14 protein-coding genes are annotated in these 13316 nt (G+C 63.5%); 11 read left to right on the top strand and 3 right to left on the bottom strand.

All coding sequences use genetic code 11. The annotated features are described in order from the left end of the window. Window positions 1-3: 3 nt before the first annotated feature. Both rimI and tsaD read left to right on the top strand, forming a co-directional pair. On the top strand, window positions 4-507 hold the full coding sequence (gene rimI / locus ACR30Z_RS02315; protein WP_144648563.1) for a ribosomal protein S18-alanine N-acetyltransferase: 504 nt from the start codon (window positions 4-6) through the stop codon (window positions 505-507). Further along, entirely contained in the window at window positions 504-1640 is a 1137-nt protein-coding gene (gene tsaD / locus ACR30Z_RS02310; protein WP_434371115.1) for a tRNA (adenosine(37)-N6)-threonylcarbamoyltransferase complex transferase subunit TsaD, read from the top strand. The genes rimI and tsaD overlap by 4 nt, the downstream gene beginning before the upstream one ends. 30 nt (window positions 1641-1670) lie before the next feature. Here tsaD and ACR30Z_RS02305 read toward each other — a convergent pair whose 3' ends face one another. Next, entirely contained in the window at window positions 1671-2822 is a 1152-nt protein-coding gene (locus tag ACR30Z_RS02305) for a glutamate--cysteine ligase (RefSeq protein ID WP_434371114.1), read from the bottom strand. Between the two features lie 182 nt (window positions 2823-3004). Here ACR30Z_RS02305 and ACR30Z_RS02300 point away from each other — a divergent pair, with 182 nt between their 5' ends. The 3 genes from ACR30Z_RS02300 to ACR30Z_RS02290 are packed head-to-tail and all read left to right on the top strand — an operon-like array spanning window position 3005 to window position 5152. Beyond that, the gene (locus tag ACR30Z_RS02300; protein WP_434371113.1) at window positions 3005-4153 is read left to right on the top strand and encodes a GTP-binding protein; all 1149 of its coding nucleotides are present in this window, start codon (window positions 3005-3007) and stop codon (window positions 4151-4153) included. A 38-nt stretch (window positions 4154-4191) separates the two neighbouring features. Beyond that, a complete protein-coding gene (ykgO, locus tag ACR30Z_RS02295) occupies window positions 4192-4314 on the top strand; it encodes a type B 50S ribosomal protein L36 (protein WP_011775528.1) in 123 nt (40 codons plus the stop codon). Window positions 4315-4339: 25 nt separating this feature from the next. Further along, complete coding sequence (locus tag ACR30Z_RS02290) at window positions 4340-5152, top strand: shikimate 5-dehydrogenase (protein WP_434371112.1); 813 nt, start codon at window positions 4340-4342, stop codon at window positions 5150-5152. Window positions 5153-5166: 14 nt separating this feature from the next. Here the strand turns inward: ACR30Z_RS02290 and ACR30Z_RS02285 are convergent, their stop codons facing one another. After that, a complete protein-coding gene (locus ACR30Z_RS02285; RefSeq protein WP_434371111.1) occupies window positions 5167-6402 on the bottom strand; it encodes a THUMP-like domain-containing protein in 1236 nt (411 codons plus the stop codon). A gap of 67 nt (window positions 6403-6469) precedes the next feature. On the opposite strand from ACR30Z_RS02285, the gene ACR30Z_RS02280 reads away from it, so the two are divergent. The 6 genes from ACR30Z_RS02280 (at window position 6470) to ACR30Z_RS02255 (ending at window position 12406) form a co-directional block, all read left to right on the top strand. Further along, a complete protein-coding gene (locus ACR30Z_RS02280) occupies window positions 6470-6832 on the top strand; it encodes a hypothetical protein (protein WP_144648557.1) in 363 nt (120 codons plus the stop codon). 192 nt (window positions 6833-7024) lie between these two features. Then, a complete protein-coding gene (gene groES / locus ACR30Z_RS02275; protein WP_011775524.1) occupies window positions 7025-7321 on the top strand; it encodes a co-chaperone GroES in 297 nt (98 codons plus the stop codon). A gap of 85 nt (window positions 7322-7406) precedes the next feature. Then, window positions 7407-9020, top strand: coding sequence for a chaperonin GroEL (gene groL, locus ACR30Z_RS02270; RefSeq protein WP_144648556.1), 1614 nt, complete (start codon window positions 7407-7409; stop codon window positions 9018-9020). A gap of 171 nt (window positions 9021-9191) precedes the next feature. Beyond that, window positions 9192-10820 carry a LuxR C-terminal-related transcriptional regulator gene (locus ACR30Z_RS02265; RefSeq protein WP_434371380.1) on the top strand — a complete coding sequence of 543 codons (1629 nt, stop codon included), beginning with the start codon at window positions 9192-9194 and terminating at the stop codon, window positions 10818-10820. Window positions 10821-10918: 98 nt separating this feature from the next. Continuing rightward, window positions 10919-11248, top strand: coding sequence for a hypothetical protein (locus tag ACR30Z_RS02260; protein WP_244296490.1), 330 nt, complete (start codon window positions 10919-10921; stop codon window positions 11246-11248). Between the two features lie 27 nt (window positions 11249-11275). Continuing rightward, window positions 11276-12406: a flavin-containing monooxygenase gene (locus ACR30Z_RS02255; protein ID WP_434371110.1), complete on the top strand. Its 1131-nt coding sequence runs from the start codon at window positions 11276-11278 to the stop codon at window positions 12404-12406. Here ACR30Z_RS02255 and ACR30Z_RS02250 read toward each other — a convergent pair. Beyond that, window positions 12319-13296 (bottom strand): DUF389 domain-containing protein, encoded by a 978-nt coding sequence (locus ACR30Z_RS02250; RefSeq protein WP_434371109.1) that lies wholly within the window; start codon window positions 13294-13296, stop codon window positions 12319-12321. The genes ACR30Z_RS02255 and ACR30Z_RS02250 overlap by 88 nt on opposite strands. Between the last annotated feature and the right edge of the window lie 20 nt (window positions 13297-13316).

Raw genomic sequence — 13316 nt, 5'->3', positions numbered from 1 at the left:
ACTGTGAAATTGTCACCCAAGCTGGAACTCGCCGGGGTTTCCCTGCGCGACATGACCGAAGCCGACATCCCAGCCGTAGAGGCTTTGGAGCGCCGTTTGTTCCCTGTGGACGCCTGGCCCTTGCAGATGTTCTTCGATGAACTGGCCCAGCCCGAAACCCGCCGTTACGTGGTGGCCGAGGCCGCAGGGGAGATCGTCGCTTATGCGGGATTGATGTGCATCGAGCCCATCGCGGACGTCCAGACGATCGCCGTCGTGCCTGAATTCGAAGGCAGGGGCATCGGCTCCGCTGTCTTGGCGGAACTCATCGATGAGGCGCGGCGGCGACGCGCAGCAGATGTGTTGCTGGAAGTGCGGGCGGACAACCCCCGCGCCCAGCAGCTCTACGTGCGGTTCGGCTTCGAGCAGATCCACATCCGCCCCCGCTATTACCGCGACGGCACCGATGCCTTGATCATGAGGCTGACCTTGAACGAACAACACCCATCCGAAGGAGCCCCAGCGTGAGCGGCCTCAATCGACAGCAGCCGCTGGTGCTCGGCATCGAGTCGTCCTGTGACGAGACCGGTGTGGGGATAGTGCGCGGGACAGCCTTGCTGACCAACACGGTGTCCTCCTCCATGGACGAGCACGTGCGTTTTGGCGGCGTCATTCCGGAGATCGCTTCACGGGCACACCTGGACGCTTTCGTGCCCACGTTGCAGGAGTCGCTGCACGAGGCCGGGGTTACCTTGGACGAGATCGACGCCATCGCCGTGACGTCCGGCCCGGGCCTCGCCGGGGCGCTCATGGTAGGCGTGTGCGCTGCAAAGGCCTTGGCTGTGGCCACGGGCAAGCCGCTCTACGCGATCAACCATCTGGTGGCGCACGTCGGCGTTGGCCTGCTGGATGAAAGGCGGACCCCGGACGGAAAGCCCGACGCCGGTGCTGCCGCCGGCTTGGGTGCTGGAAAGTTGCCTGAGAACCTCGGGGCGTTGTTGGTCTCGGGCGGGCACACGGAAATCCTGCGGATCCAAAGCATCACGGACGATGTCGAACTGCTGGGCTCCACCATCGACGACGCTGCAGGCGAGGCCTACGACAAAGTGGCGCGCATCCTGGGTTTGGGTTATCCGGGTGGTCCCGCGATCGACAAACTGGCTCGCCAGGGCAATCCAAAATCCATTCGCTTCCCGCGGGGCCTCACGCAACCCAAATACATGGGGACAGCCGAGGACAAAGGTCCGCACCGCTATGACTGGTCGTTCAGTGGTCTGAAAACTGCCGTGGCGCGCTGCGTTGAACAGTTCGAAGCCCGCGGCGAGGACGTGCCCGTGGCAGACATCGCCGCGGCTTTCCAGGAGGCAGTGGTGGACGTGATCAGTTCCAAGGCCGTTTTGGCCTGCAAGGAACACGGCATCACGGACGTCTTGCTCGGTGGGGGCGTGGCAGCGAATTCGCGGCTGCGGGAGTTGACCGGGCAGCGCTGTGCTTCTGCCGGAATCAAGCTTCACGTTCCACCGCTGGATCTTTGCACGGACAACGGCGCCATGGTTGCGGCGCTCGGCGCCCAGCTGATCATGGCGGGCATCGGTCCCAGCGGCATTGGCTTCGCGCCGGATTCCTCCATGCCCGTCACCACGGTGTCAGTGCCGGCCTAGGCTTCGCCCGGGCCGGCGCGCAGGGGTTGGCTAGGCGTCAGGACCCTTGCGCATCTGCTGCACAAGGTCCATCACCACGGCCTGCAGGTCGCCGTCGTGCTCTGCTGCCACTCGCCGCTGCCGCTGGTAGCTGGCCCCGCGTTCGATGATCTTGAGGACATCGGCCAACTCTTCTGAACACCCCAGCTTGGCGGCTACAGGTTCCAGCCGAGCAACGGTTTCCGTGAGGTGTTCAGTGACCAGCTGTTCGTTGCCTTCGGCATCCAGGATGATGATGGCTTCCATGCCGTAGCGTGCCGCGCGCCATTTGTTCTCCTGCACATGCCATGGCGGCATGGTGGGGATGGTGCCACCGGCGTCGAGGATGGAAGAGAACTCGTCCACCAGGCACTGGGTCAGGGCAGCTATGGCGCCCACTTCCTCAAGGGTGGCCAAGCCGTCGCAGATCCGCATCTCGATGGTGCCCAGGTTGGAAACAGGCCGGATATCCCAGCGGATTTCTGACGTGGCGTCAATGACACCTGTGGTGAACATGTCCTGGACGTAGGACTCGTATGCCTCCCAGGTTTCGAACTGGAACGGGAGTCCGGCAGTAGGCAGTTGTTGGAACATCAGTGCACGCTGTGACGCGTAGCCGGTTTCCTCGCCTGCCCAGAACGGGCTGGACGCTGACAGCGCCTGGAAGTGCGGGAAATAGTTGACCAAGCCGTCAAGGATCGGGAGGACCTTGTCCCGGCGATCGATGCCCACATGGACGTGAACCCCGTAGATCACCATTTGGCGTCCCCACCATTGGGTCCGCTCTATCAGCTTGGCGTAGCGCTCTTTGTCCGTGACGGGCTGGAGCAGGGGAGGGCTGAACGGGTGGCTGCCTGCACAGAAAACTTCGACGCCCATGGAGTCGGTGACTTCGCGGACGGCGGCAAGGGAGCGGCTGAGGTCCTCTTTGGCGTCCTTGACCGTTTCGCAGATTCCGGTGACCAGTTCCACGGTGTTGAGGAGCAGTTCGCGTTTGATGTGGGGGTGCTCATCGTCCTCATTGAGGTCGGGGTGGTTTGCCGCTACGCCTTTCAGGACGTCGTTCGCGACGGATACCAATTCCCCTGTGCGTGCATTGACGAGCGCCAACTCCCATTCCACACCCAGTGTCGATTGCCTGGATGGCGCAAAATCAATCTGCACGTAGTCCCCTCATGGTGTACTTTCCGGCCTGATGTTGTTTCAGCCGGACACGGTTCCCCGCTGCGGGGCCGCCAGCGGTCGGATCAAGTCTAATGCAGCCGGAACGCCCGCGATGGCGGCACGGAAACACCTGCAATGAGCCGTAATTTGCTAATGAGAACTGTTCGCATTAGAGTCGAGTCATGCACCTCACAGTCGTCAGTTCCCTGGACAGCCAATGCCGTGAGGCAGCCACCGACAGGCTTGGCCGAACCCACACGAATTCGGTAGTGGTCCTCCATGACCTTCTGGATGGTTCGTTGGTCCTGCGGCGCGTATACCGGGGCGGCCAATTGTTCGAGCGCGAATCGACCCTGCTGGAACATGGCTGCCTCAGCTGCACCGTTCGGCTGGATGTGGTCCCGACGGCGGAGCGCCTCGCCGCGTGCGGTTTCGACCACATAGTCCTCGGACTGCCGCCAGGCGTGGCGGCAGGGATGGCTGTGGCGGAGCTGCGCCGCGGCCTCAGCCGCCCGGCGGTGGTGGATAACGCGGTGCTGGCCCTTGATCCCGCTGAGTTGGATGATCAGATTTGGGACCGGCACACCTTGTTTGAGTCCGGCTTTACTTCCATGCCCCAGGATGAGCGGACCAGCGGCGAGTTCCTGATCGGGGAGTTCGGGCAGGTGGACACCGTGATGGTGCACCCGGGTTTGGGCGCCGTGTTGGCGGGGGACCCTCGCGAAGGCTCGCAAAAGTGGTTGACGGGGGTGGAATTGCTGGGCGAATTGGCGCCCCATGCAGCCGTCGTCGGGGCAGCCGACGATTTCCAGCCAGGGTGCTTCGACGACGCCGAAGCAGCGGCCCGCAACCGGCCCGGCGTCGTGCGGGTGCCCGCGAACGATACAGCGGGTTCCTTCCGGACCGTGCTGCACAGGGCCGCCCGGCCGCTTCACCCGGGACGCTTCCGTGAGGCGTTGCCACACCTGGCTGTAGGCACGCACTGGCTGCGGGGCAGGCTTTGGATCGCGTCCGCTCCCACCAAGCGGATAGCCGTCCAAGGCATTGGTCCCCGTGTCTGGCTCGAAAGCACCGGGAGCTGGATGGCCGATTCCGCGGAGGCGGCAATTGCGGATACCGGCGCGGCGGGAAAGGGAGACGTCGACGCCTTCCTCGACTGGCACCCAAGCCATGGTGACCGGGGGACAGTGCTCGCCGTCACCGGGCGCACCGAGGACATCGACCCTGATGAGATCCGCGAACTCCTGGAAGGCTGCCAACTCACTGAGGCCGAGATGGCCATGGACTCCGGCGTCTGGGACGACCCCCTGGAACTCAGCGACGCACTCTAGGCCACACCACCAACACCATCAACACAAGGAGAAACACCATGAAGGTCAGGAACTCGCTGCGAGCCCTCAAGAAGATTCCGGGAGCTCAGATCGTCCGGAGGCGTGGACGTACGTTCGTCATCAACAAGAACAACCCGCGGATGAAGGCGCGGCAGGGCTAGGCACAGCCCGTTGTTTAATGGGGGAATGCCAATCCTGAACAAAGACATGTCACTGTGCATTTCGCTCGCGGCCCGGCCCAGCAACATCGGGACCAGGTTCCACAACTATCTGTACGATCTGCTCGGCTTGAACTTTGTCTACAAGGCCTTCGCCCCCGCGGACATCACCCTTGCGGTGGCGGGCATCCGCGGCCTCCCGATCCGGGGTGCCGCGGTGTCCATGCCCTACAAGGAAGCGGTGATCCCGCTGGTTGACGTCATGGATCCGTCGGCCAAGGCCATCGATTCGGTGAACACCATCGTGAACAACGACGGCGTCCTCACCGCTTACAACACCGATTACATCGCCATTGCCCGCCTCCTGCAGGACCACGAAGTCCCCAGCGGCCACACCGTCCTGCTCCGCGGCGCCGGGGGAATGGCAAAAGCTGTTGCAGCCGCCCTGAGGGACGCCGGTTTTACTGCCGTCACCGTCGTGGCCCGCAACGAAACCACCGGCCGTGCGCTCGCCGACCTCTACGGCTTCGATTGGCAGGACGACGTCAACGGAGCCACCGCGGACCTGATCATCAACGTCACCCCGCTGGGCATGGCAGGCGCAGATGAAACCGCCCAGTCCTTTGACGATGCCACCATCGCTGCCGCGCAGGTGGTGTTCGATGTGGTGGCCCTTCCCTCCGAAACGCCCCTCATCACCGCCGCTCGCGCTGCGGGCAAGCCGGTCATCACCGGGGCCGAGGTCATCGCCATCCAGGCAGAAGAACAGTTCGTCCTCTACACCGGCGTGCGCCCGACGCCGGGGCAGGTTCGGGAAGCATCGGAATTCTCCCGACGCTGACCGCATAACGCCCCCTATGCCTGGGCAGTCACCGGTTCCACCACAACAGCCACTCTTTCCTCGCCGATCCTGGTGAGGACCAGGGTGGCTGTTTTCGCGTCCTTGGATTTGATGGGCTTTGCCGGCAGAAGCTGCTTCCGCAATTCCTCGGGTGTCACTGCCGTGCCGCGCTTCTTGATATCCAGTACGGTGATGCCGTTCGATTTCACCCAGGCCTTGAGGGCCTTGACGTTGTAGGGCATGACCTCCAGCACCTTGTAGGCGCGGGCAAAGGGGGTGTCGTGGAGTTCCGGGGCACAGATATAGGCAATGTGTTCATCCACCAAATGCCCGCCCAGCCGTTCGGCGACGTCTGCCACGAGTCCGGCGCGGATCACCGCACCATCCGGTTCGTACAAGAAACCTTCAACAGGCCCGACGGCGGCTACCGGACCGCCGTCGAAATCCTCACCGCTGGTGATTTCGGCGGCGCCCTGGCTGCCAATCAGCAGTGCGGCACGTCGGATTCCGGGACGTGCCACGGCGTTGAACCACAGCGTGACTTCCGTGACGTCACCGCCCACCGAAACCCACTGTGCCTCGCACCCCTTGGGCACGGAGTCGTGGGGCATGCCTGGGCCCATCTTCACGCCCACTGCGCGCCCGGTCGCCGCCAGGTTCTCAACGAAGGACAGGGGAGGGGAAAACGCTTCAGGATCCCAGATCCTTTTGGTCCCGGACGAGGATGTTGTCCGCCGGGCGGGGTCCAACCACACGCCGTCGATCCCGTCCAGTTCCACCGAGGTGGCATCCGAGTGAACCACGGTGGCGTGCGGGAAGGGTATGAGGTTGATGGTGGCGCAAGCTGCGGTGGTTTCATCCATCTCCACCGCCGTCACCGCAATGTCCATGGAAGCCATCGCCAGGGAGTCGGCGCCAAGGCCGCAACCGAGGTCGGCAACGTGGACGATGCCGGCCTTGGCGAAGCGCTCGGCGTGGCGGGCCGCCACGTTCAGGCGGGTGGCCTGCTCCAGCCCCGCCTGCGTGAACAGCATCTGCCGGGCAAACTCACCGAACTTGGCCTCGGCGCGGGTCCGCAAGCGTGATTGGGTCAGGACGGCGGCCACGAGTTCCGGGGAGTGGCCCGCCTTCCGGAGCTCTGCGTTGACGCTGAAAGCGTCGGCCTCCCGGTACGGCCCCAGCGAGGCAAGAAGTTCCCATCCTTCAGTGGTCAGCAAGGGCGCGATCTGTTCCTGCGGTGCGTGAGGCATGGAATCAAGCCTAACGTCGCGGGATATGACAACGTGACCGGCGAATCAGCCGGATAGGGTTGTTTTCATGGAAGACAACGCAGCTCCACAGCCCTCCGCCTTGACCAAGTATGCCCGCCCGGCCCTCATCGTCGGCGCTGTGATCGCCGTAGTCTGCATCGCCTTGTTGATCATCATTTTCGCGCTGGACTCCTTCAATGCAGCCGCCTACTCAGTCTCGGGCAAGAGCGTGAACGATGCCACCGACGAAGCGCGGGAGATTCGCGAGCTCTATAGTGGGGCCCGTATCGGTGGGATTATCGCCCTGGTGGCCTCCGGCGTCGTAGCTGTTGCCGCCGCCGTGGTGCTGTATCTCAACCGCGGCGCGTCCCCGATCGACGAGGACGACGACGGCGAGGACTACGATCTGGACGACCTCACGGGCCGCTGAGCGGCGTTCACCCATGACGAAATGCTGGCACTCACCTTGACCGAGTGCTAACGGCTTACATAGAGTCTTGTTAGCACTCTCCTTGGGAGGGTGCTAACCACGCCAAGCGTTCACCGGCACCGCGACGACGGTTGTACGCCTCGGCACCCTAGTTCTTAGTCCATGAATCAGCTCATGAAAAGGAGAGTCCGAGTGTCGGTCTCGATTAAGCCTCTTGAGGATCGTATTGTTGTTCGCCCGCTCGAAGCAGAGCAGACCACGGCTTCCGGCCTGGTAATTCCGGACTCCGCGCAGGAGAAGCCGCAGGAAGGCGAAGTTGTTGCAATCGGCCCCGGCCGCTTCGATGACAACGGCAACCGCGTACCGGTTGACGTAGCTGTTGGCGACGTCGTCATCTACTCCAAGTACGGTGGAACCGAAGTCAAGACCGGCGGCAACGAGTACCTCGTTCTGTCCGCCCGCGACGTCCTTGCGATCGTCGTAAAGTAACTTCCTGGAGCCCCGCACCGCCGCCGCGTTGGAATCATTCCGACCCGTCAGCGGTGCGGGTTTTCTGTCTTGAAAGGACACAACCATGGCAAAGCAGCTTGCTTTTAACGATGCTGCCCGCCGGTCTCTCGAGGCCGGTATCGACAAGCTCGCCAACACTGTCAAGGTGACGCTTGGCCCGCGCGGCCGCAACGTCGTGCTGGACAAGAAGTGGGGCGCTCCCACGATCACCAACGACGGCGTCACCATCGCCCGCGAAGTCGAGCTTGACGACCCCTACGAGAACCTTGGTGCCCAGCTGGCCAAGGAAGTAGCCACCAAGACCAACGACGTCGCCGGCGACGGCACCACCACGGCAACCGTGCTGGCACAGGCCCTGGTCAAGGAAGGCCTGCGCAACGTTGCTGCCGGCGCCGCTCCGGGCGAGATCAAGCGTGGCATCGAGGTTTCCGTTGAAGCCGTCGCAGCCCGCCTCCTGGAGAACGCACGCGAAGTCGAAGGCACCCAGGTTGCCAGCGTCGCCGCCATCTCCGCGCAGAGCGACGAAGTTGGCGAACTGCTGGCCGAAGCGTTCGGCAAGGTTGGCAAGGATGGTGTCATCACCATCGAAGAGTCCTCCACCACGCAGACTGAGCTGGTCCTCACCGAAGGCATGCAGTTCGACAAGGGCTACCTGTCCCCGTACTTCGTCACCGACGCAGAACGCCAGGAAGCCGTCCTCGAAGACGCCCTCATCCTGATCAACCAGGGCAAGATTTCCTCACTGCAGGACTTCCTGCCGCTGCTGGAAAAGGCGCTGCAGGCCAACAAGCCGCTCTTCATCATTGCTGAAGACATCGAAGGCGAAGCCCTGTCCACGCTGATCGTCAACCGCATCCGCGGCACGCTCAACGTCGTTGCCGTCAAGGCTCCGGGCTTCGGCGACCGCCGCAAGGCCATGCTCCAGGACATCGCCACCCTCACGGGCGCACAGGTTGTCTCCCCGGACCTGGGCCTGACCTTGGACAGCGTTGGCCTCGAGGTGCTCGGTACCGCGCGCCGCATCACGGTCACCAAGGACAACACCACCATCGTTGATGGCGCCGGTACGGCCCAGGATGTTGCCGACCGCGTCGCACAGCTGCGTGCTGAGCTCACCCGGACGGACTCCGACTGGGACAAGGAAAAGCTGCAGGAACGCCTGGCCAAGCTGGCCGGTGGCATTGGCGTGATCAAGGTTGGCGCAGCCACCGAGGTTGAGCTGAAGGAAAAGAAGCACCGCATCGAGGACGCTGTTTCCTCCACGCGTGCAGCCCTCGAAGAAGGCATCGTTTCCGGTGGCGGTTCCGCCCTCATCCACGCCCTCAAGGCACTGGACGAGTCACCCGCCGTCAAGGCCCTGGAAGGTGACGCCGCAGCAGCTGTAGGCATCGTCCGCCGCGCCCTGGTCCAGCCGCTGCGCTGGATCGCCCAGAACGCCGGCTTCGACGGCTTCGTAGTGGTGGCGAAGGTTTCCGAGCTGGAAGCCAACCACGGCTTCAACGCCAAGTCCGGCGAGTACGAGGACCTGATTGCCGCCGGCGTGATCGACCCCGTCAAGGTCACCCGTTCCGCACTCCGCAACGCCGCTTCCATCGCTGCCTTGGTTCTCACCACCGAGACCCTGGTTGCCGAGAAGCCGGCCGAGGAAGAAGACGCACACGCAGGCCACCAGCACTAACAGCCTGTTCCAAGGAAACCCCGGTCACGTCCCCGTGGCCGGGGTTTCTGCTGTCTCCAGCCCTGCGCGAGGCGGCTATTGTCGGCGTACGACGGCGGCGGTACCCTGACGCTATAACGGCGGCTTGGGTGCGCCAACCGGGTGTTCCCGGTCGCGGGATGAGTCACGATGATGCCGGTCACTACCTTGGACCTCGGACGCTCGGCGTTCTCCGAGCATCGCTGGAGCGATGCTCTTGATTGCCTCGCCCGGGCGGATGCCGAGGGCGGCCTGCCTCCCCAGGACATTGAGTTGGTGGCGTCCGTGGCCATGCTCCTGGGGAAGGAATCCGAGGGCGTTGCCTACCTGACGCGGGCCCACGACGAGTACGTGACCGTGGGGGACATTCCGGGAGCGGCCCGCTGCGCCGCATGGCTGGTGCTGTATCTCATGAACCTCGGAGAACCGGCACGGGGTTCGGGATGGTTGTCCCGCGCCAAGCATCTGGTGGAGGGCTTGGCTGAGCCCACGGAAGCTGAGGGCTACCTCCTGATCCCGTCCGCATTGGGAGCGCTCTACGGAGGGAACCCGGAAACCAGCAACGAGCTTTTCAGCCGTGCCCTGGGAATGGGACAACGGTTCCACGACCGCGACCTGACGGCCCTGGGACAGTTGGGCGTTGGGACGGCCCGGATCTCTTTGGGTTTCCCGGATGAAGGCCTCGAGTTCCTGGACGAGGTGATGGTATCGGTGACGGCAGGGGAAGTCTCGCCCATCCCTTCGGGAATCATCTATTGCGCCGTGATCGGCAGCTGCCGCCTGACCTTGGATGTGCAGCGTGCCCACGAATGGACAGCTGCCCTGGCGCGCTGGTGCGGGCAGCAGCCGGACATGGTCATGTTCAGCGGGCAGTGCCAGTCACACCGAGCCGAGTTGTTCATGCTTCATGGAGCCTACGACGACGCCCTGATCGCGCTCAGGATCGCACAGGAGAGATCGCGACACGGGGACCCTGAAGCGACGTGGGGCGCCTGGTACTTGCAAGGCGAAGTCTTTCGGCTGACCGGCCGTTTTGATGAAGCAGCCTCGGCCTATACCAAGGCGGGCCAGACCGGTTTCGAAGCATTGCCGGGGTTGGCTCTTATGCTCGTCAGACAGCACAAGGAACCGCAAGCCCAGGCCATGGTGCGCCGGGCGATGTCGGGCGCAGACCCGGCCAACCGCCGTCGGCTCCTTCCTGCGGTGGTCGAAGTGGAGCTTGCCGCCGGCGACCTCCAAGCGGCACGTGCGGCCGCTGACGAGTTCGGGGCACCGGTTCGGGACACGGGCAGGCCTTTGGAACAAGCACTCGCTGCACAGGGGGACTCCAGCGTGCTGCTCGTAGAGGGCAACGCGGGCGCTGCCTTGGCCGCGGCGCGGAAGGCGTGGCGTCTCTGGTACAGCCTTGAGGCTCCCTATGGCGCCGCCGGCTGCAGGGTCCTCGCGGGGCGTGCCTGCGCCATGTTGGGCGACCAAGACTCTGCCGCCATGGAGTTCGAGGCCGCCAAGGCTGAGTTCGCCGACCTCGGCGCAACCCCGGCGGTTGCCGAGGTCCTGGAACTCACTGGAGAAACGGGCAAGGACATATCCCCGCTGACCGGCCGCGAGCTGGAAGTCCTTCGACTGATTGCCGACGGACACTCCAACCGGACCATCGCCCGGGAGTTGTACCTCAGTGAAAAGACCATCGCCCGCCACGTCAGCAACATCCTTTCCAAGCTGGCGGTGCCATCCAGGGCAGCGGCGACGAGCTACGCCTTCCAGCACGGCCTGCACCGCTGACGCTCCACACCTCCTGCGCAGAAATACCCATGCCGCAGTGCAATGAATGGGCCATTCTGCCGACGCGGACCAGAGGGCTGGGCTCATAGCTTGTCCTTATGAACATTCCACTGCTTGCCGGCACCGTATCCACCGTGCTCTTCGCAGCCAGCATGCTGCCCATGTTGCTCAAGGCAGTCCGAACGAAGGACCTGGCGTCATACAGCCTGGGCAACATGGCCCTGACCAACGTCGCCAACGTCGTGCACTCGTTGTATGTCTTTGATCTCCCGGCAGGTCCGGTGTGGTTGCTGCACACCTTCTACGTGGTGGCATCGGCACTGATGCTCGTGTGGTGCCTGCGATACCGGAAGATGCCCGGTGATGGGCAGCTTGAGGGTCCGGAAACCTCTCCAGCAGTTGTTCACGAACCGCATTTGGCTCATTGATCCTGGCAAACAAGAAAGGAAACGACCATGTCATCGCACCAGAATCCAGTGGTGGACACCGTCATTGTGGGAGGCGGTCAGGCCGGGCTCGCGCTCGCATATTGGTTGGCCAAGGAAGGCAGGGACTTCCTCATACTGGACCAAAACCACAGGCCCGGGGACGCTTGGCGTCTGCGCTGGGACTCGCTGCGGCTCTTCACACCCGCCAAGTATGACGGACTCCCAGGCTCGCCTTTCCCCGGCGACCGCCTGGCCTTCCCCACCAAAGACCAACTGGCTGACTATCTGGAAGACTACGTTCGCCGCTTTGACCTCCCCTTTGTTCCAGGCATCCGCGTGGACGAAATCAACCGGGACGGTGAGGCCTTCACCATCAGGGCGGGCAACCGGATCTGGCACGCCCGCAACGTAGTGATCGCCACTGGAGGGCACCGCATCCCCAAGCGGCCGCCGTTCGCTGGAGAGCTGGATCCGGCAATACTCCAGCTGCATTCCCAGGACTACAAAAACCCCGGGCAGTTGCGGGAAGGTCCTGTGCTCGTGGTGGGATTGGGCAATTCAGGAGCGGAGATCGCCCTCGAAGTCGGACATAACCATCCCACCCAGCTCGCCGGTAAGCCCAGCGCCGAAATGCCGATGCGGCATGGTCGGACGGCCGCACGCTTTGCGCTGCCCGTGGTCCGGTTCCTGGGGCTCTACGTCCTGAACCTCAACACGCCCATTGGTCGCAAAGCGGCTCCGGGGTTCAAATCCATGGCTGCTCCGCTGATCAGGACCAAATCCAAGGATCTGGTTGCGGCCGGAGTCCACTTGGCCCCGAGGCTGGCTGGGGTGTCCAACGGCCAACCGGTCCTGGCTGACGGAACCCGTGTAAAAGCAAGCAACGTCATTTGGTGCACGGGCTATCACGAGGACTATTCGTGGGTAAAGCTGCCGGTGTTCGACCTCCACGGTGAACCGAGGCAGACCAGGGGAGTAGCCGACGACGTTCCCGGCGTGTACTTCATTGGCCAGGAGTTCCTGTTCGCGGCTGCATCGGCAACTTTGCCCGGAGTGGGCAAGGATGCCCGTTACCTTGCCCGGCGGCTGACCAGTGAGCGCCCACCGACGGTGGGGCGGCGCCGGGAAGGGGAGACTCGTTTGCCGATGAGTCGGTAGAACAGCAGTACGGCAACCGCAGCTGACACGATTCCCACAAGGTTCAGTGCCAGCTGCATGGCTGATCCCGCGGCTTTGTTGTATTCGCCCAGGACAAGCGCGACGGCGACATACCCCGCGGCGGGGACTGTTGTGACGGAAATGAAAACCCCCACCAGGGCGGAGGATCTGTGGCTGATCATGGACAGCATTCCCGCAGCCCCGGCAAGCGCGGCAACAATCAATGAATAAGGGCCGGGGTGGTAGATGAATTCGACGGCCGACCCACGCTCCAGCGCATCCAAGGGAAACAGCCCAAGGGGGATCGAGAGCCAGGCCGCAGCGGCCGTCACCACCATAGCGAGTGGGAAACCCACACCAAGTGCAAGGGCGGATGCGCGTATCAATCGCCACTTCCGTTCCACCAGCCCCACAGCCAACGCGGCCAATGGTCCGAACTCGGGTCCCACCACCATGGCACCAACAATTGCGATGGTGGAATCGGTCACAATGCCGATCGCGGCCAACTGGGTGGCTATGAGCAGGAACGCCAGATAGCTCCACGTCAACTTCGAGTCTTCCCCGGTTTGCCTCGACACTTCGTCCCAAATGACGGAATCCGCGGACTCTCCGGGCGCGGACGCCTCGGCCTCGTCCGCGCGAGCGGACAAGACCAGGTCCGGCGACGAAATGGAAATGGAGCCGAGCTCCGGAACCCTCAGCACGTGCAGCCGCCCGATCAGTTCTTCCGCGGATTCCCGGGCTATTTGAACGGTAATCACGTCGCCGGGCGGGACCACCGATGCACCCCTGTGGTGGGCTGTCTCCGCGGTTCCGGTCTGCGCCAGACAACATTCCAGGACCGCTTGGGACAAGTCGGCCGGCACACAAAGGCGCAGTTGCACCATCATGGGGTTCCCTCCTTTTCGTC

It is taken from the genome of Paenarthrobacter sp. FR1 (genome assembly GCF_051106045.1).
Classification (GTDB): domain Bacteria; phylum Actinomycetota; class Actinomycetes; order Actinomycetales; family Micrococcaceae; genus Arthrobacter; species Arthrobacter nitroguajacolicus_A.
This window is presented reverse-complemented; position numbering and strand designations above follow the sequence as displayed.